This is a genomic window from Salmonella sp. SAL03688, from assembly GCF_046551895.1.
Classification (GTDB): Bacteria; Pseudomonadota; Gammaproteobacteria; order Enterobacterales; family Enterobacteriaceae; genus Salmonella; species Salmonella enterica.
The window spans coordinates 189,133-207,801 of the sequence record NZ_JBGDVI010000006.1 but is presented as its reverse complement, the minus strand read 5'-3'; the positions used below and the strand labels follow the sequence as shown (position 1 = coordinate 207,801).

The 18,669-nt window shown below is 53.9% G+C and carries 23 protein-coding genes; all 23 read left to right on the top strand.

The window, feature by feature from the left end:
* Positions 1-2 precede the first annotated feature (2 nt).
* Genes ACLJR2_RS08875 through ACLJR2_RS08765 form a run of 23 tightly spaced genes read left to right on the top strand, consistent with a single transcriptional unit; the run spans position 3 to position 18,449 of the window.
* On the top strand, positions 3-1,622 hold the full coding sequence (locus tag ACLJR2_RS08875; RefSeq protein ID WP_001534342.1) for a hypothetical protein: 1,620 nt from the start codon (positions 3-5) through the stop codon (positions 1,620-1,622).
* The gene (locus tag ACLJR2_RS08870; RefSeq protein ID WP_001534366.1) at positions 1,622-3,142 is read left to right on the top strand and encodes a DUF1073 domain-containing protein; all 1,521 of its coding nucleotides are present in this window, start codon (positions 1,622-1,624) and stop codon (positions 3,140-3,142) included. Before ACLJR2_RS08875 ends, ACLJR2_RS08870 begins: the two co-directional genes overlap by 1 nt.
* Positions 3,143-3,182: 40 nt before the next feature.
* Entirely contained in the window at positions 3,183-3,872 is a 690-nt protein-coding gene (locus ACLJR2_RS08865) for a phage minor head protein (protein ID WP_000552021.1), read from the top strand.
* Entirely contained in the window at positions 3,869-5,215 is a 1,347-nt protein-coding gene (locus tag ACLJR2_RS08860) for a DUF2213 domain-containing protein (RefSeq protein ID WP_001534359.1), read from the top strand. The genes ACLJR2_RS08865 and ACLJR2_RS08860 overlap by 4 nt, the downstream gene beginning before the upstream one ends.
* A gap of 1 nt (position 5,216) precedes the next feature.
* Entirely contained in the window at positions 5,217-5,699 is a 483-nt protein-coding gene (locus tag ACLJR2_RS08855; protein WP_001534373.1) for a hypothetical protein, read from the top strand.
* On the top strand, positions 5,699-6,727 hold the full coding sequence (locus ACLJR2_RS08850) for a hypothetical protein (RefSeq protein WP_001031913.1): 1,029 nt from the start codon (positions 5,699-5,701) through the stop codon (positions 6,725-6,727). Before ACLJR2_RS08855 ends, ACLJR2_RS08850 begins: the two co-directional genes overlap by 1 nt.
* A 3-nt stretch (positions 6,728-6,730) precedes the next feature.
* A complete protein-coding gene (locus tag ACLJR2_RS08845; protein ID WP_001534319.1) occupies positions 6,731-7,078 on the top strand; it encodes a hypothetical protein in 348 nt (115 codons plus the stop codon).
* 6 nt (positions 7,079-7,084) lie between these two features.
* The gene (locus ACLJR2_RS08840) at positions 7,085-7,540 is read left to right on the top strand and encodes a DUF4054 domain-containing protein (protein ID WP_000537613.1); all 456 of its coding nucleotides are present in this window, start codon (positions 7,085-7,087) and stop codon (positions 7,538-7,540) included.
* Positions 7,534-8,118: a hypothetical protein gene (locus ACLJR2_RS08835; protein WP_001534354.1), complete on the top strand. Its 585-nt coding sequence runs from the start codon at positions 7,534-7,536 to the stop codon at positions 8,116-8,118. The genes ACLJR2_RS08840 and ACLJR2_RS08835 overlap by 7 nt, the downstream gene beginning before the upstream one ends.
* On the top strand, positions 8,115-8,480 hold the full coding sequence (locus ACLJR2_RS08830; protein ID WP_001048639.1) for a phage collar protein: 366 nt from the start codon (positions 8,115-8,117) through the stop codon (positions 8,478-8,480). Before ACLJR2_RS08835 ends, ACLJR2_RS08830 begins: the two co-directional genes overlap by 4 nt.
* Positions 8,465-9,010, top strand: a complete 546-nt coding sequence (locus tag ACLJR2_RS08825) for an LIC_12616 family protein (protein WP_000094504.1) — start codon at positions 8,465-8,467, stop codon at positions 9,008-9,010. The genes ACLJR2_RS08830 and ACLJR2_RS08825 overlap by 16 nt, the downstream gene beginning before the upstream one ends.
* Positions 8,991-10,475 carry a DUF3383 domain-containing protein gene (locus ACLJR2_RS08820; protein WP_001534340.1) on the top strand — a complete coding sequence of 495 codons (1,485 nt, stop codon included), beginning with the start codon at positions 8,991-8,993 and terminating at the stop codon, positions 10,473-10,475. Before ACLJR2_RS08825 ends, ACLJR2_RS08820 begins: the two co-directional genes overlap by 20 nt.
* Complete coding sequence (locus tag ACLJR2_RS08815; protein ID WP_000016414.1) at positions 10,476-10,922, top strand: phage tail fiber protein; 447 nt, start codon at positions 10,476-10,478, stop codon at positions 10,920-10,922. It begins immediately after the preceding gene.
* On the top strand, positions 10,922-11,326 hold the full coding sequence (locus ACLJR2_RS08810) for a hypothetical protein (RefSeq protein ID WP_001534365.1): 405 nt from the start codon (positions 10,922-10,924) through the stop codon (positions 11,324-11,326). Before ACLJR2_RS08815 ends, ACLJR2_RS08810 begins: the two co-directional genes overlap by 1 nt.
* Before the next feature lie 41 nt (positions 11,327-11,367).
* Positions 11,368-11,550 (top strand): hypothetical protein, encoded by a 183-nt coding sequence (locus ACLJR2_RS08805; protein ID WP_000228830.1) that lies wholly within the window; start codon positions 11,368-11,370, stop codon positions 11,548-11,550.
* Positions 11,534-13,705 (top strand): transglycosylase SLT domain-containing protein, encoded by a 2,172-nt coding sequence (locus ACLJR2_RS08800; RefSeq protein ID WP_001534380.1) that lies wholly within the window; start codon positions 11,534-11,536, stop codon positions 13,703-13,705. Before ACLJR2_RS08805 ends, ACLJR2_RS08800 begins: the two co-directional genes overlap by 17 nt.
* Complete coding sequence (locus ACLJR2_RS08795) at positions 13,702-14,412, top strand: phage baseplate protein (RefSeq protein WP_001525483.1); 711 nt, start codon at positions 13,702-13,704, stop codon at positions 14,410-14,412. Before ACLJR2_RS08800 ends, ACLJR2_RS08795 begins: the two co-directional genes overlap by 4 nt.
* The gene (locus tag ACLJR2_RS08790; RefSeq protein WP_001534376.1) at positions 14,412-14,714 is read left to right on the top strand and encodes a phage baseplate plug protein; all 303 of its coding nucleotides are present in this window, start codon (positions 14,412-14,414) and stop codon (positions 14,712-14,714) included. The genes ACLJR2_RS08795 and ACLJR2_RS08790 overlap by 1 nt, the downstream gene beginning before the upstream one ends.
* Complete coding sequence (locus ACLJR2_RS08785; RefSeq protein ID WP_000122818.1) at positions 14,711-15,580, top strand: baseplate hub protein; 870 nt, start codon at positions 14,711-14,713, stop codon at positions 15,578-15,580. The genes ACLJR2_RS08790 and ACLJR2_RS08785 overlap by 4 nt, the downstream gene beginning before the upstream one ends.
* A complete protein-coding gene (locus ACLJR2_RS08780; protein WP_001534334.1) occupies positions 15,561-16,238 on the top strand; it encodes a Gp138 family membrane-puncturing spike protein in 678 nt (225 codons plus the stop codon). The genes ACLJR2_RS08785 and ACLJR2_RS08780 overlap by 20 nt, the downstream gene beginning before the upstream one ends.
* Positions 16,239-16,250: 12 nt before the next feature.
* On the top strand, positions 16,251-16,607 hold the full coding sequence (locus tag ACLJR2_RS08775; RefSeq protein WP_001191865.1) for a hypothetical protein: 357 nt from the start codon (positions 16,251-16,253) through the stop codon (positions 16,605-16,607).
* Entirely contained in the window at positions 16,604-17,845 is a 1,242-nt protein-coding gene (locus ACLJR2_RS08770; RefSeq protein ID WP_001534351.1) for a baseplate J/gp47 family protein, read from the top strand. The genes ACLJR2_RS08775 and ACLJR2_RS08770 overlap by 4 nt, the downstream gene beginning before the upstream one ends.
* 1 nt (position 17,846) lies before the next feature.
* Positions 17,847-18,449 (top strand): DUF2612 domain-containing protein, encoded by a 603-nt coding sequence (locus ACLJR2_RS08765; protein WP_001181747.1) that lies wholly within the window; start codon positions 17,847-17,849, stop codon positions 18,447-18,449.
* Positions 18,450-18,669: the final 220 nt, after the last annotated feature.

Genomic DNA, 18,669 nt, shown 5'->3' with positions numbered 1-18,669 from the left:
TTATGCCTTTACCATTCCCCTTTGACTTTAAAGATCCTGATTATATTCAGGTTTTCGAATGGCGAATGGAGCGTCTGCAACGTATCAGAAAGGCTCCCGAAACTCTCCCTGCTCTCAGGCAGTTTTACCGTACAAACCCGGCGCAGTTCATCATCGACTGGGGCATGACTACAGACCCGCGCAATCTCGATTATGGTCTTCCGGTCACCATCCCTTTTTTGCTGTTTCCACGGCAGGAGGAATGGATCGACTGGATTATGGAACGCTCGCGTAACCATGAGAATGGTCTGACTGAAAAAAGCCGCGAAATGGGGTTGAGCTGGACATCTGTCGGTCTGGCCAGTGCGTTATGTCTGTTTAACCGTGAAATGGTTATAGGGTTTGGTTCCCGTAAAGAGGAGTATGTCGATAGCACGGTTGATCCAAAAGCGCTGTTCTGGAAAGTACGCAAATTTATAGCAACTCTTCCTGCCGAGTTTCGGGGAGGCTGGGACGAGAGAAAGCATTCACGTTTTATGAGCGTGGAGTTTCCTGACACTGGCGCGGTAATTAAAGGCGAAGCTGGCGATAATATCGGGCGCGGTGACCGTACTACGCTTTATTTTGTGGATGAGGCCGCCTTTCTCCAGCGGCCATTACTTATTGATGCCGCGCTTTCCCAGACAACTCGTTGCCGTATCGATCTCTCATCGGTTAACGGCATGAATAACCCCTTTGCGCAGAAGCGGCACAGCGGAAAAATCTCTGTGTTTACGTTTCACTGGCGTAGCGACCCGCGTAAGGATGATGAGTGGTACCGCAAGGAGTGCGAGAAAATTGATAACCCGATCATCGTTGCTCAGGAGCTGGATCTTAATTACCAGGCATCGGCAGAGGGTATCCTGATCCCATCAGAATGGGTACAGGCTGCGGTTGACGCACATATCAAACTGGGGATTCAGCCCAGCGGTCAACGGCTCGGTGCAATGGATGTCGCCGACGAGGGGCGGGATAAAAACGCCTGTTCCCTTCGTTACGGCTTCCTGTTGAGTGATGTCCAGGAATGGTCGGGTAAGGGTAGTGACATCTATGACTCCGTGGTTAAGGTCTTCGGCCTGTGCGATGACTTTGGTGCCGATGAGTTCCGCTTTGACGAGGACGGGTTAGGCGCTGGCGTTCGTGGTGATGCACGCGCTATCAACGAACTACGGGAAGCTGAGGGTACAGATCAAATTACTGCCACACCATTCCGGGGGAGTGGAAGCGTTTTTTATCCTGAAAATGAAGCTGTTCCCGGTGATAACGGCAAACCGGCACGTCTGAATAAGGACTTTTTCGCCAATGCCAAAGCTCAGGGCTGGTGGCATCTTCGCAAATTATTCCGCAATACATTTCGTGCGCTAAAGGGCATGGAGTATGACCCGGATGAGATTATTTCCATCAGCAGCACGATGGAAAATAAAGACAGGCTTTTGATGGAACTGTCACAACCCACCTGGTCGAAAAATGCCGTCGGAAAAATTCTTGTTGATAAGCAACCTGACGGGACGAAATCTCCTAACCTGGCAGACTCAGTGATGATTGCTTATGCCCCGATGGAAATGCCCGTCGTAATTTCTGATGATTTTATGGAGTGGATTTGATGTGGCTTTTTAAACGTAAAAAAACGGTGACACCGCCAGAAAGTCCGCCTGAACCACATCCGATGACGATCAGCGATGAGGTGGTTGCTGAGGCCGGACAAAAACCGCAGCGTGAATTTGTTCGCTATGAGCCACCGCCGGGAGTCATTCCCGAAGACATGCGCAATGCTGTACTGGCAATGGACTCGACTCCCTACGATACACTGAACAGCCAGTATCCTGATTTTGTGTACGGAGGATTTCCGGGCTATCCGTATCTGGCACTTCAGGCGCAGTTACCAGAGTACCGGCGCATGGTCAGTGTGATTGCCGAGGAGATGACCCGCAAATGGATAAAGGTTAAGGCGGTCGGGGTAGGGGACGACAGCCGCGCGCCGCGCATAGCGCAGCTTACTGATGCACTGGAGCGCTATAACGTACGGGATGCCTTCAGGCTGGCGGTGGAGCATGACGGCTTTTTCGGGCGAGGGCAAATTTATATCGATGTGCGTTCGCCATCGGGTATGTCGGCCTGGACTGACCCGGCGGAGCTGGAGTCCAGGCTGTTTATTTCCGACAAAAAAATCCCGAAAGGTTCCCTGCTGGGGCTTCGTATTATTGAACCCGTCTGGACGTATCCGGGTATGTATAACTCGGATAATCCGCTGAGTGATGATTTTTACCGTCCGTCCGAATGGTACGTAATGGGAAAAACGGTTCACGCCAGCCGCATGATTGATCTGATTTCTCGCCCGGTTCCGGACATGCTGAAGCCGGCCTATAACTTTGGCGGCCTGTCACTGGTTCAGATTGCCGAACCTTACGTCAATAACTGGCTGCGTACACGCGACAGCGTGGGCGATATGCTGCATTCGTTTTCGCTGAGCGGGATCATGACGGACATGAGCCAGGCGTTAACGGGGAAAAGGGACCCGAATTACGCAAAACGCGCGGAGCTGTTTAACCGTACCCGTGATAACCGCGGGTTGTTGATACTGGACAAAACGAAAGAAGAGTTTTTCCAGTTCAACACCCCTCTGAGCGGCCTCGACACCCTTCAGGCGCAGGCACAGGAACACATGTTCTTTGTCAGTGCCATACCGTCAGTAAAGTTCGCCGGGCTGAGTCCTACGGGACTGAACGCGTCGAGTGAGGGTGAAATCCGTGTGTTTTACGACACCATCGCTGCACTTGCCACTCGCCTTCTGAAGAAACCGCTGAAAAAGGTACTGGATATTATTCAGTTGTCTGAGTTCGGCGATATCGATCCTGATATCACTTTTGAATTTGAACCCCTGCATGAACTGACGCGCGAGCAACTGGCGAATATCCGTAAAACTGAAGCGGAAACAGATCAGATTTACGAGAGCGCCGGAGCGGTGACCAATAACGAGGTACGCGAACGGCTGGCTACTGCACCGGACAGCCCGTACAGCGGTATTGACCTGAGCGGAGAAATCGAAATTGACGACACCGAAGAAAATCCGCCGCAAGACCCGAACGCAGACCCTGAGACGGATTTCACCCAACGCGGGGATTGAGGCCTGGTACCGCAGACAACTGGATAATGCCGTCAGTGAGATGCACAACAGCGTGCTTTACTGGCTGCGGGCTGAGTACCGTAAAACAGACCTCGCGCAGGATGCGTCCCCCGTTAACCTGATGCGTGGAGCCATGCAACAACTTGCCAGGCGCTGGCAGAAAAGGTTTGACGAAATGGCCCTGCGGCTGGCGAGGCGGTTTGCCGGTGATGTTCTGAAAAACAGCGATGCGTCACTGTCCACTGCGCTCCGTGATGCCGGGTTTACGGTTCCTTTCCGTATGACAGCGGAGATGAACACCGCACTTCAGGCCAGCATCACGGAGAATGTGAACCTCATTCGCTCCATCCCGCAGCAACATCTCACCCAGGTGGAAACACTGGTCATGCAGTCTGTTAGCCGGGGGCGTGACCTGAAAACTCTGACCGATGAACTGGAAAAACGCTACGGCATCACACGACGGCGCGCGGCGCTGATTGCCCGCGACCAGAACAATAAAGCGACCTCGGTAATGCAGTCGGCCAGACAACGCTCGGTGGGCATCACTGAAGGTATCTGGCGGCATTCCCGCGCGGGTAAAACATGGCGCCCGTCGCATGTGAAGGCGAACGGTAAACGGTTTGATCTGCGAAAGGGGATGTTTCTGGATGGTAAGTGGGTACTGCCGGGCGAAGAAATCAACTGCAAGTGCGGATGGGAGGCCGTTATTCCCGGACTGGAGAAAAGATGATTATTACCGAAATGCTGGCGTTTGACCGGGCATCGGTAAGGCAGTTCGATAAAGTAGGTCGCCTCCAGATTGAGCGCAGTAATCTCAGCAAGGCGAACGTCTGCGGTTATTTCGGGCATGAAATACCGGGGGCGGAAGCGCTGGGACTCGACCCTCAAAAACTTTATCAGCTTTACCGTGACCCCGATGAACTGCGCAAGGCAGTTTCAACCTTCAACAATATTCCCGTCCTGTGCCGACACAAACCCGATTATCCGGGCGCGCCCGCGCGCGAGTACCGGGTGGGGACGACTCATGCCAACAGCGAGTTTGACGGTGCCTATCTGGTTAACGGCATGTCCATCTGGGACAACTCCGCCATCGCGGGGATAGAAACGGATGAACAACGGGAAATCTCATCGTCATATGCCTATGTGGCAGATATGACGCCGGGAACCACCCCCGACGGTGAACCGTATGACGGCGTTATGCGGAATATCGTGGGAAATCATGTGGCGCTGGTCGGCGATGGCCGGGCGGGGCCGGACTGTCTTGTTATGGACTCTCTCCCTCAGGAGCTAAAACGCATGAAACTGAGTAAAAAAGAAGTGGCGGTGCTTACCGCGCTGGGAACCTATCTTGCGCCGCGTCTGGCACAGGATGCAGCTCCCAGGGATTTGTTACGCCTGATGGCGCAGCATAAGCGCCCGGCAGCTATCGCCAGCGCGGTAAAAACTGCTTACAGCGAACGGCTGGCACAGGATATGGATATTGAACCGGCGGAGCTGGCGCAACTGATGGAATCAGCAGAAGCCGTGCCGGAGCTGGCCGGGGACGATGATACCGGGTTAACTGACGAGCCGAAGGCATTTGATACCGACAGCCCGATGGAAAGTGTACTGGCGTTGCTGTCCGGCAAGGTTCCTGATGATGTGCTGGAAAAAATTAAATCCGCACTGGCTCCGGCAACTGACGAAGACCCCGAAATAAAAGAGGCTGATGTGAAACCCGACGATGGGAAAGTCGATAAACCCGCGATGGATGCGGCAATCAGGCTGGCAACTGACCAGGCAACGAAACGGGCTGCTGAAAATTTCCGCGCCGTTCGTGTGGCTGAAACCGAAGTGCGACCGCTGATTGGCGATGTGGTGGCGATGGACTGCGCCGAAGAGGTTTACCGTACCGCGCTGGAGCAGACGGGGATCGATATCCAGGGCATTCACCCCAGCGCGTACCGCAGCATGGTGAAGTTTGCCGTTGAGCAGAAACAGACGGCCAAAAGTCCACGCGTGGCGATGGACCAGGCCAGCGCATCGACGTTTGCAGCAGATTTCCCCGGTGCAAAACTGAAACGAGGTTACTGATATGAATACTTTTCAGACACACATGAACCAGTACCCGGCACCGGGGATTCCGGGGGCATTTGCCAGTGATAACCCTCACGCCTCGTATGTGGCGGGAGAAGACGCGCTGATTACCGGCCCTGACGGACTGGTTATTGCCCGGTTTGCCTGGGTAACCAAAGGCGTTGCCGCCAATGAGGGAACCGGTGCGCCGGCGGGTTTTGTTCCGCGCGACGGGCAGGCTTCTGTTGTGGAATGGCTGGCTGGCGACTCGAACACTATTTACCCGGGACGTGAATGTACCCTGATGGTATCGGGGGACTTCTGGGCGCTGACCACCACCGCTGCGACGGTCGGGCAGAAAGTTTTTGCCTCCCTGACCACCGGGGAGATAGCCACAGGGGCGGCAGGCGCCACGATGGCGGGTTTTGTCGAAACCGGGTTTTCCGTTGCCAGCGCTGCGGCGGCGAAAGAAGTTATTAAGATCAGCACCTGGAGCAAATGATGAATAAATTTAAACAGCATTATGCGACGGTAAGCCGCGACTACGGGATTATCCTTCCCGGTGCTCAGGCGTATCTGCCGCCGGAATACGCTGCCGATTACGGACTGGCGATGGACGCACAGCCTGCGCTGGTTACAGCGGCTAACAGTGGCATCCCGGCGTATTTCACCAATTACGTTGAGCCAGAACTGATCCGCGTGCTGGTGACGCCGATGAAAGCCTCTCAGATTCTGGGCGAAACCAAAAAAGGTGACTGGACGACACTGTCGGCACAGTTCCCGATTGCAGAATCTGCCGGGGAGGTGAGTTCCTACGGGGATTACAGCAACAACGGTATTGTGACGTCTAACGTCAACTGGGTACCGCGCCAGAGCTATCACTTCCAGACGTTTACCCGCTGGGGCGAGCGAGAGCTGGATATGTACGGCGCAGCCCGTATTGGCTGGGCAGCAGAGCTGAACGTGGCATCGGCACTGACGCTGAATAAGTTCCAGAATAAGTCCTACTTCTATGGTATTGCCGGACTGGCGAACTACGGTTTGCTGAATGACCCGTCGTTATCCGCACCGATAACCCCGGATACCGTGGACGGTAAGCTCAAGTGGGACGACAAGGACGGACAGGGCGTGTATGACGATGTCGTGAAGCTCTTTAAACAACTGGTGAAACAGACTAACGGCCATATTGAGCGTACCGACAAAATGAAGCTGTGCATGTCGCCGCTGGCGGAGGTGAACCTCACCAAGACTAACCAGTACAAGGTTAACGTGTCCGATCTGCTGGCGAAAAACTTCCCGGCGATGACCATTGAAACGGCGGTGGAATACACCTCTGACGCTGGCGAGCTGGTACAGCTTATCGCGGAGCGTCTGGGGGAACAGGATACAGGCTATTGCTCTTTCACTGAAAAAATGCGCGCCCATGCGGTAGTGACTGAATCATCTGCCTGGAAACAAAAAAAATCTGCCGGTACCTGGGGGGCGATTATTCGCCAGCCGCTGGCGTATGCACAAATGCTGGGGGTGTGAGTCATGGCTGAAATGGTAACTGTGGGCTGCAAACTGCCGAATGGCATAGTGCTGGAAGTGGGCCAGAAACGGGTTCAGGTAGCAGGCTGGCGGAATAACGCCGTTAAAATCGTTGGGGGCTATGGCCTGACGCAGGTTGAAAAGGCGTTCTGGGAAGCCTGGCTGGCGGAGCACTGCCAGCAACCTTATGTGAAAAACGGCGTTATTTTTGCGCAGGACAAGGCGAACAGCGCTGCCGCGCAGGCTACGGAGCAGAAAACCGTGAAATCCGGCCTTGAACCGCTGCCGCAGAAAAATCCGGCTCCGGGCATTAACCGCGATGATGAAGTGATGGACAAACCTCAGGAGTAAAACGGTATGGGTACGGTAACGTTTGACTGGCAGGCATTTTCGGCCCTTTACCCGGAGTTTTCCGCTGTTGGTCAGGTTGCCGCAGCCGCCCTGTTCGGTAAAGCGACCGCGCTGTACCTGGATAATACGGACGACAGTCCGGTTACCGACCTGAACGAGCGGGAACAGCTTTTGTTCCTGCTGGTTGCTCACCAGTGCGCGTTGCGTGGATTCGGCAAAAGCGGTGACGGGCAACCGGGGCTGGTGGGACGTATCACCAGTGCGTCGGAAGGTTCTGTTTCCGTCTCCGTGGACAATAGCGGCAGTAACGATGCGTCGTGGTGGTATCTCCAGACACCTTACGGCGCTGACTACTGGCAGGCGACGGCACCGTACCGTTCAATGCAGTATCATTCCGGCGGCTCCCCTTCGCGATATCCGGGGCATTATTACCGGGGATACGGGAGGGGGCGTCGATGGTAAACAAAGTCACGGGCGGCAAACAGTTCAGGCAGAAGTTGAAACAGGCCGCAGATAACCTTAAATCGGGCAAAAGTCTCAAAGTGGGTTTTCTTGAAGGGGCAACCTACCCCGACGGTACGCCGGTGGCGTATATCGCCGCCATTAACGAGTTTGGCGGTAGTGCGATTATACCCGCTCGCGAGCAGACGCTTCACTTTCGCTATAACGAAAAAAAGGGAGAAATCGGGCACCGCTTTGTCAAAGCCGGTAAGGGTAATTTTGCTCAGGATGTGGTTATTCCTGAACACACGGTCACCATTCCACCCCGTCCGTTCTTCCGTAAGATGATTGAACATAAAAGTCCCGAATGGGGCGAAAAAATGGTGACATTATTACGGGCGAATGATTTTGATACCGCGACCGCTCTGGTGTACATGGGGGAGCATATCAAAGGGCAGTTGCAGATGTTTATTCGCGACTGGAAAAGGCCGCCCAACGCCGCATCCACTGTCCGGCAAAAGGGCTTTAACAACCCGCTTATTGAAACCGGTCATATGATGAACAGTGTCGATTATTCTGTTGACGGGGGCAAAAAATGAACCTTCACGGTATTGTTTCCGGCGCGGTACGTCGGGTAAATCCTTATACGGACGCGCTGGTTTATCGCTCGCGCGGGAGTACACAGCAGGCGGATTATTCCCGCGTGCCTGAGTATGAAGATCCGGTTCCCGTCAGGGTACAAAAACAGGCCGTCACCCAGGCGGATTTACGTCATCTCGACAATCTGAACCAGCAGGGTGTTTTCGCCACACTGTATACCGACGGTAACTGGTGCGGGCTTAACCGTACCCGGCAACAGGGTGGCGATAAATTTGTCATTGGCGATGAAACGTGGCTGGTGGTTGAGGTTCCGGAAATCTGGCCGGACTGGACGAGGGTTATTGTATGTCTTCAGGTGTGACCCTCTCCGTTACGGAAAGCGATCTTTATCAGGCCCTCGGTGATTATCTCCGGGGGCTTTTTTCTGATGCCGGGATTGAACGAACACAGCAGAACCGGGTCCCGATGCCTCAGGGGGACTTCATCACCATGACAGGTATTGATGTTACCGGATTATCCACTGCGGTAGTGACATATTCTGCGCCGGAACAGGCCGGTGAAGGCTCTCAGCATATCACCCGTACCACAAAATGGCGTTGCCAGCTTGATTTCTACGGGCCTCATGCGGCGGATAACGCGCAGGCGCTGGCAACGCTTTTCCGGTCTGAATTTTCCGTGCAGCTTTTCCGGCAGACCGGCGGGCTGATTTCCCCGCTGTATTGCTCAGATCCCCTTAACACCACGTTCGTCAACGGCCAGCAGCAGTATGAACCGCGCCGGACGCTTGATATTCAGATGCAGATTAACCCTGTGGTCACAACACCCCTGATGTTTTTTGACAACGTGATCACCCGGACAACGGAGGCTGATAATGCCAATCCCACTCAGTAAAGATGTACAGATAATTCCCGGTGTGCTGGCTGTGGCGGGTAATGCCGTCGATCTTAATGGCCTGTTGCTGACCGGAAATCCACTACTCCCGGTCGGCGGTGTGGTTCCGTTTTCCTCCCCGGATGATGTGGCCGCGTATTTTGGTGCATTATCCGATGAGTACGCACGCGCGCAGCTTTATTTTCAGGGCTTCAAAAATGCCACTAAAACGCCGGGACAATTGTTGTTTTCCCGTTTCAATCTTGCCGCATCGGCGGCCTGGTTACGTAGTGGTTCGTTTAAGGGCGTGACTATTGAACAGCTACAAAAACTTTCCGGTACGCTGACGCTGAGTATTAACGGGAAAAGCGCCAGCGCTGAGGTGAATTTTAACGGCGTAAACAGCTTCGCTGCTGCTGCAACGGCACTACAGACAGCGCTGACCGCGGCGGTGGCAACAGTGGTATTCGATACCACACAGAATGCTTTCGTCATTACTGCCGCCGGGGCGAAACCGGAGAGCACCACGATAACGTTCGGCAGTGGATCGGCAGCGGAACCTCTGAAGATGACCAGTAATACGGGCGCGGTGATATCTCAGGGCGCGCCTGTATCTGATGTACCTGACACGATGGCAGCCATTAAGGATGCTTCCCAGCAATGGGCGGGGTTTTCCACAGTATCTGAAGTCACTGACGAGCAACACCTGGCGTTTTCTGCCTGGGTAAACGGGCAGGGCAAGCGTTACTTTTATGTGGCATGGACAACCAGTGGTAAGGCCAAAGTAAAAGGGGATACCAGTCATATCGCGTACCAGATAATCACCGTCAATAACTACAGTGCTGTTGTACCGGTTTTCGCGTCTGATGGTAACCGGGCGGCTGCGGTACTGGGGTATGCGGCGTGCCTTGATTTTGTCCGACCAGAGGGGCGCGTGCCGTTCAAGTTCCGCGAGTATGAAGGTCTGGCCGCTGATGTTACCAGTGGCAGCGATTACGATGCGCTGATAGCCGCAGGTTACAACTTCTACGGAAAATATGCGGAAAACAGTGTGGTGGAAGATTACTGGGCTGATGGCACCATTACCGGCGATTTTAAATGGATGGACAGCTTCTGCGGGCAAATCTGGCTGAATGCCAATTTGCAGGGAGCTGTGATCTCGTTATTCAAGTCAAACCAGACTATCCCCTACAACAATGAAGGGCGGGCGCTGGTTGCGGCATCAATGAGTGACGTTATCCAGCAGTACAAACGCTGGGGCGGTATCCGTGAGGGGGTGACACTGACGGAGGCGCAGAAGAAGCAGATCAACAATGTTGTGGGGGAGGATGTTTCTTCAACGTTGTTTGCCACCGGCTACTACCTGTATATCGGCGATATGCTTCCCTCTCTGCGGGCAACCCGTAGCAGCCCGTCCTGTACGCTCTGGTACTGTGACGGCGGCAGTATCCAGAAACTTGTTATTGCATCCACGGAGATCCAGTAAATGTCAGGTAACAACAACACCATCACTGCGGCGGATGCCATTATCACGCTGACAGTGAATAACCTGTATCCCTCCGGCGTACAACTTCAGGGATTTGCAGCAGATAACGTTTATGGCACCGATCCGCTGGTACTGGCGGAAACCGTCCGCGGTATTGACGGTAAACTGTCTGCGGGATTTGTGTACAGTAACATTATCCAGACGTTTCATATCATGCCGGACTCACCCAGCCGGGATATTTTTGATACCTGGTCAACCACATCCCGGACCAGCCGGGCTGTATTCCGTTGTAATGCTGTCGTGCTGCTTCCGGCGATAGGCCGTAAATATACCTGCGTAAATGGCGTACTCAAACAATGGAAAGCGCTGCCTGACGCGGCGCGTACATTGCAGCCAGGACAGGCGGTTATCGAGTGGGAAACTATCACTCCGGAGGTTTTTAACTGATGGCCCGTAAAGAGAAATTTATCACTATTGATGGTCAGGGGCGGGATAACGGCAAGATATTTCACCTTACCGAAATGTCTGCCTCGCAGGCGGAATGGTGGGCGATGCGCGCCATTATGGCGATGGGGCGTGGCGGCGTGGAGTTACCGGATGATGTTCGCAGTATGGGGATGGCCGCGCTGGCGCTGGAAGGGCTGAAAGCGTTGTCAAAAATCCCGCCGGAAGAAGCCCGTCCACTGCTGGATGAAATGATGGAATGTATACAGTTTGTTCCCGATCCGAAAAATCGTGGTATACGGCGACTTCTTATTGAAGACGATATAGAGGAAATCACCACCAGGCTTAATTTACGTGCGGAGGTATTCAGACTGCATGTGGATTTTTTCAGTCCCGCCGCCAGCTAGATATTCCCCCGCGTTATCTCGGCCCCGACAGACCGTTCGGGGTGGTGGATTACGTTAACGTTCCCCGCACCATTGCGACCGTTATCTCCTCCGGTAAGGCTTCAAAAGCCGAACTGGATTCCGTACTTGGTGTGCAGGACTTATGGGATCTGCTTGAGATTATTCAGGTGGACGCCCATAACGAACGTGTGATGCAGGAGACACAGAATGGCAGCGGTACTTGATGAGCTGGTTCTGGCACTGGATATAGAAAGTAAGGACTTTACCGCCGGGGAACAGGCTGCGCACGCTGCACTGGACCGACTGACCGCCGCAATGGAGCGGGTGGCGGATGTTTTCGAACTGGGGCAAAAACAGGCCAGTAATGCCCTGGCGAAAACAGGCAGTGATGCGGATAAAGCTGCACGTGAGACGGAAGCCGCCGGTGAGCGCACGGGTAAGGCCCTGAAGAAAACAGGCTCTGACGCTGATAAAACTGCCGCGGGTATGGAACAGGCGGGGAAGCGAACCGGTGATGCCATCGCGAATACCGGAAAAAAGGCCGAAAAAACCGCCAAGAGAATGGAGGCAGCAGGTAAACGGGCATCAACGTTTTTTTCCGGCATACGTACTCAGATACTGGCGCTGGCAGGCGTCACCCTGACACTGGGGGGAATTAAAAGCCTGGTCACGGGGTTTGCCGGTGATCTTAACCGGCTGTCAATTTCCTCCGATGCCTTTGGCATGAAAGCGAAACATCTGGACGGCTGGATACGCGCAGGGCAGGCGAATGGTGCTGACGCTGGCGAGCTCACCGGGGCGTTTTCCCGGATTACGGATGCAAAAGCCGCGTTCAAAGCCGGAAAGTCCTTTGATCCTGTGTTGCAGGATTTGTTTCAGGTTGCAGCCCGTGCGGGTGTCAGTGTTGATTTAAATACCGACAGTACCGAAGTCATCATGCGCAAGCTGGCGTCTGCCTTTCCGCGACTGACAAAGTCAGAACAGACAGCCTACGGTAATGCGCTGGGGTTCAGTTATGCCGGGCAGCAGTTTCTTGGCTCAGGCCATGCTCTTCAGGATGTGGATGACTTTACATCCCGTTCGCAGGTCTCCGACGATAAAATCCGGAAAGCCCGCAAATTGCGGGAAGCCCTTGCAGAACTGGACCAGGTATGGACAACAATTGGTCTGACTATAGGTACGGCACTGATGCCGTATGCCACGGAATTCAGCAAATGGCTGGAGAAACTCGGTGACTGGATGCAGCAACATCCGGAGGAAGTGAACAAGTTTATCACCACATTTCTGAATAAAGTTGAGTCAGTGGCCTCCTGGGTGAATAAGGCTGCCGGAGAAATGGGGGGCTGGCAGAATGTCATTATTACGCTGACTGGGCTGAAAGTGGCGTCATGGGTACTGGGGCTGACTAAGGCCCTCAACGGTCCCGGCGGCCTTCTTTTTGCGATAACGGCGCTTTACCCGGTTGTTGACGGGTTAATGACATCCATCGTTGGCAGGAAGAATAAGGACTGGCTGGATTCGCATGGTTTTTTCTGGGCTTCAGACGGGACTTTCTTTTTCAATAAGAAAGAGATGGAGGAATACCAGGCAAAACTGGATGCCGGAGAAAAGCCTGGCAACATCACCCATGCACAATCACCTACAGTATGGCAGCAGGGAATGCTGGATACTCAGGCTTCTCTGGCAACCGGGAGGGGAGCAGCCTCCGGGGTATCCTGGCTACAGGGTATGCGTGCGACGCAGGAAAAACTCGGTAATGCCATGCAAAACCGCCCGCGTCCGACGAAGGCCGGGGAGGCTCTGTTAGGCTGGCTGCAACCGAAACTGTCCCAACTGGAGGCAAAATATAACCTGCCGACCGGACTGCTGCGCAGTGTTGCGATCACCGAATCCGGTGGTAATCAGTTTGCCGTCTCACGCGCTGGTGCGATGGGACTGTTTCAGTTCATGCCGCAGACGGCTAAGGAATTTGGTCTGAGGGGAAACGATGCCTTTGATCCTGCAAAATCCGCTGATGCCGCCGCGAGAAAACTTGGTGGCCTGCTGCGGTTTTTTCATGGCGATCTGGCTAAGGCTCTGGCGGCATACAACTGGGGTGAGGGAAATGTTCAGCGTAAGGGGCTGGCTGCTGCTCCGGAGGAGACCCGTAACTATATTCCCCGCGTTCTGGCGAATCTGCCCCATCCGGGGGCGGCAATGGCCGTACACTCGCGTCATCCGGCGCCTGTATCTCAGTCCACCGTAACGGAAACCACGCATATCGGGACGCTGAATGTCACTACAACCTCGGACAATGTGAAGGGCATTACCGATGATGCGCGTAGGCGTATCAGGAATTCGGCGCTTGTTTCAGTTTATTCCAGCGGGGTAACAGGATGAGTTTCTCTTTCGATAATCTTTCCCTGAATAACTTTTCGCTCAATGAAAGTAACGTACTGAGTGCCGTTCGTGGCGGCGGTGTCCTGGGACTCATTAACAGTGTACTGGCACCGTCATTCGGTATTTATTACGCATGGAATGATCCGGCTGGTGTTCACCTGAAGGGCGGGAGGCCTTTCTCCCCGGATTCTTTTGTTGTCGTTGAGGTGGGAGCGGAGGCTTCTGTTTCCACCGCCCCCGTCGAACAGGGAGCCTATACCACCTTTAATAAAATCCAGCGACCGCCGGAGCTGCATGTGACTTTCACTGTAGAGGGGTGGACGGCGTTTTCCGGGGCCGTCCCGAACCTGACAAATTTTTCCACCACCTCGCGATCGAATGTGCTGGAAACGCTTGAAATGATGCGTACCACAGCAGGACTTTACGATATTGAGACGCCGGACAAGACATGGACATCCTACGACCTGGTGAAATACGACTACCGAACGCGAAGTAATAATGGACCGACATTACTGACGGTCAGCGCAGTATTCCAGGCGGTAATGAATACAGGAGAGGTGTCAGTGGGAAGTACGGATAACCAGTCTCCCACGGACAACGATAAAGCAAAAGGGGCAGCATCGGTTAAAACTCAGCCAGTTACGGCGTCGGTGACACAACCGTCAGACGCTGACAGACGGAGCGTCACGAACAGGGGGATCACCTGATGCTGGAAATTGTTTTATCTCCCGTCAAAGCCCAGCAGTTTACGGTGACACTGGGTGCTCAGGTCTGCATCATTCGCCTGAATCAGCGTACTACGGGGATGTATATCGATATTACCGTTAACGGTGAACCGTGCCTGTATGGCGTGTTGTGCCTGAACAATAACCGGATTGTCCGATACGGATACCTGCCGTTTCAGGGTGATCTGTTTTTTTCCGACACGGAGGGGAACCACGATCCCGACTGGCGGGGGCTTGGTTCACGGTACCGGCTCTACTGGCTGTCGCCTGAGGAGCTGACATGAGCTATGTACAGCGTGACATTACCGTGGAGTTCACCCTGTCAGACGGGCGGACGTTCGACAATGGTAAGGGTAATATTCTGACTGTTTCAGGAGCTAAATGTTTTGCCACTGTCACGGTATATGGCGGAACTGCCGGAACGCAGATAACCCTGTATATCTGGGGGCTGTCTCCGGCGCATATGGCCGACCTGAGTTATCGGGGCGTGTGGCGACCCGCTCAAAGTACGGCCAATGAAATGCGGGTACGGGCTGGTGGTCGGCTTATTTTCGAGGGAGATATTACCGATGCGTATGCGGACTACAACCAGGCGCCGGATATACCCCTTATTCTGACCGGGCAGGTTAGTTTCAACCTGCGTAATCAGACAGCGGCCGATTTCAGCGCGAAAGGTGATGTGCCGGTTGCAGATATCATCCGTGCGCTGGCGTCATCTGCCGGGCTGAAATTTGAAAATCAGGGCGTCAGTCGCAGCCTGTCGAATCCACACTTTTCCGGAAACCTTGTACAACAAATGCTGGATGCCGCTTCAGCCGCCGATATTAACATCGACCTGGGGGACGCGGAGAAAGTCACCATCTGGCCGAAGGACAAAGCCCTGGATATTCCGGCTGTGCATATTTCGCCGGACCACGGGCTTATTGGATATCCGGTCTATACCATGACCGGCCTCAGCGCCACCACGACATTCTGCCCCGATCTTTTCATCGGTCGGCGGGTCCATCTGGAATCGTCACTACCTAACGTGACAGGCGATTACCAGTTAACCGGAGTGATACACACCATTACCTCGCGAACCGTGGGCGGTCCGTGGAGCTCCAACTGTACCATGACAAGGCTTAACGATAATGGCACAACCACTCAGTAATCCGACGGACGTAAACAGCGAAATCAATGCGCAGGACTTTATGCTGCGGCAGTTTCTCGGGAAACACGTATTTATCACTCTGGGGCAGGTAGTGGCGGTGGAGGGGGAGTTTATTGATGTCCGACCGATGGTAATGGGCGTTGCAGCAGACGGTTCCCCGGTTGAGCATGAGGTGATTTATAACCTTCCCGTATGGCGGCTACAGGGGGGCAGCAATGCGGTGATTATGCCGCCACATGTGGGCGATATTGGTTTCCTCGGCATCTGCGACCGGGATATCAGTGCGGTAAAAGCCACGCGTCAGGCCGCGATGCCGGGATCAAAACGTACTCATAACTACGCCGATGCCATCTGGTTTGGTGGTGTGCTTAACGGTGCGCCCGTACAGTTCGTGGAATTTGCTGACAACCAGATACGGGTTATTTCCCCCTGGAAAGTGGAGATTTCTGCGCCGGAAGGCATCGTGAACGCCTCGAAAAGTTTCACTGTTAACTCTCCAAAAATCGCGCTTAACGGGGATGCTGCCGTCAGCCAGGGGCTTAATGTTACCGGACAGTCTGAGCTTTCCGGTGGCGCGAAGATTGGCGGTATTGATTTTGGAAACCATGTTCACAGTGGTGTTAAGTCCGGCGGTTCGACCACGCAGGGACCGCAGTAAACAGGAGAAAATATGCAGTCACGATCGCTTCTTCTCGACACCGGGACATGGGACATCCTGCTTGATGATACCGGTAATCTTGCCATTACTGATAATCCCCATGCGGTAGCCCAGGATGTGGCGTGTGCGTGCAGTACCTTTCTGGGGGAGTGCTGGTACGACTCAACGTCCGGCATACCTTACTGGTCACGCATCCTCGGACACTGGCCCGGCACACAACTGGTGAATGCCACCCTGCAACAGGAAGCACTTAAACTGCCGACCGTGAGCGCCGCAATTTGCCAGGTCACTGTTGATAAAGCCCGGACAGTAACGGGAGTGCTGCGCATTACAGATACCAATAACGACATTTTTACGGTACTGCTATGAGTGAAAATAAATCTTTTTCTACCGCAGTACCCGCTGTGCGTATTACGGACAGCGGGCTGAACGTGCCGGATGAAGCGGATATTCTGAGCGGCAGGCTCAGCGATTTTTCTGGTGCGCTGGGCGGCGCAATGAGTACCAGTCTGAGCAGTCCGCAGGGGCAGCTTGCATCAAGCGAAAGTGCCATTATCGCGGATAAAAACGATCAGTTGCTGTATATCGTTAACCAGGTAAACCCTGACTTCTCCAGTGGACGCTTTCAGGATGCAATAGGAAAGATTTATTTCCTGGAACGACGCGGGGCTACAGGTACGACAGTAACGGCAACCTGCACCGGGCTGGTTGGTACGCTGATCCCGGCGGGCAGTATGGCGCAGGATGAGGCCGGTTATAAGTACGTCAGTCTGTCAGACGCTACAATCGGCGCATCAGGGCAGGTTGATGTGGTATTCCTGAATTTGTCCACCGGGCCTGTCGGCTGTCCGGCGGGAACTCTGAATAAAATTTATAAGGCAATACCCGGCTGGTCAGGTGTCACTAACGCCAGTGCAGGTGTACCGGGCAGCGACGAGGAAACCCGCGCGGACTTTGAAAATCGTCGGCGTAATTCAGTTGCCCGTAATGCCCGTAATATTCTGGAAGCCATCCGGGGTGAAATACTCTCTACGGTAGAAAACGTGGTGGATGTTTACGTCACCCATAATCCGAAAAAAACGGAACAAAAAGCCGGGGTCAGTCAGTATCCGTTAACACCCGGTTCGTTTTATGTTGGCGTGTACGGCGGCAGTCCGGCAGATATCGCGGCGGCCATCTGGCGTAAGGCTCCGCCGGGTATTGATATGAACGGCGACACAACGTTCACCGTTGCGGATAAGGAGTACGATCCGCCGTATCCTGAATACGTGATCACCTGGCAGACACTCAAACCTGTCAGTCTGCATGTCAGTGTGACGCTGAAAAAAAGTGACTATCTGCCCTCAGATATTACCCAACAGGTACAGCAATCTGTGTTGTCCGCGTTTAACGGTACAGATGGTGGTCTGCGGGCAAGGGTAGCCTCTGTTGTCTCCGCAGGGCGCTACTATGCCGGCGTTTACAAAACCGATCCGGAAAATATCGATATTCTGGGCCTTACTGTGAGTCGTGACGGCTCGTCATGGACAACTGCTGTCACTTTCGGGATAGATGAGATTCCGGTTCTGGAGGTGTCGAATATCGGTGTGAAACTACAGGAGGCGTAACGTGCAGAATGTGGCTGCAACCGTGCTTGCACAGTATGCCGCCAGCCCCCGACTCAATGCCCTCATTAACAGCTTTAACGCAGCGCTTTCCCCCGACAGTTTTATCAATGATTTTTATGACCTTATCTGGAACATCGATACTGCAGAAAAGTACGGTCTTGATGTCTGGGGAAAGATTGTGGGCGTCAGTCGCCGGCTGACGGTAAAGGACGATTTTAATTACCTGGGTTTCAGCGAGGCCCGGATGGACAACCCGGTAATGGATGACCCGCGTCCGTTTAATCAGGCACCGTTTTACAGCGGAAAAGCGGTTACCCGGACCGTTGACCTGTCTGATGAGATATACCGGCGGCTGATACTGATGAAAGCCATGTCGAATATTACTGACTGCTCTGTGCCGGATATTAACCGGATGCTGCGGTTTATGTTCGGAAAAAACCGCCGGGCTTATGTTCTGAATAATGGTGGACTGAGGATGAGTTACATCTTTGAGTTTGCTCTCTCGTCGGCAGAACTGGCGATTATCCAGTCATCGGGAGCACTGCCGTCCCCGCCGGGTGTTTATGTCTCAGTGGTTTTAAAGGAGACCAGTAATGAAGCTTAACGATAAACCCCGTCAACTGGCAGTACCCTTTGCGAGTACCGGGGATAAAAATAATATCCCGGACAAGGCGACGCAGCAGACCAAAGAGAGCGGTAACGCGGCGTATGATTCGGGTTTTCCTCCGGTGACCATGACCCCGATTTCAGCGGGCGGTATACCGCCGCACGGCAAGGATTTTAACGGTCTGATGCACGATATTACCGCAGCAATACGGTACGTC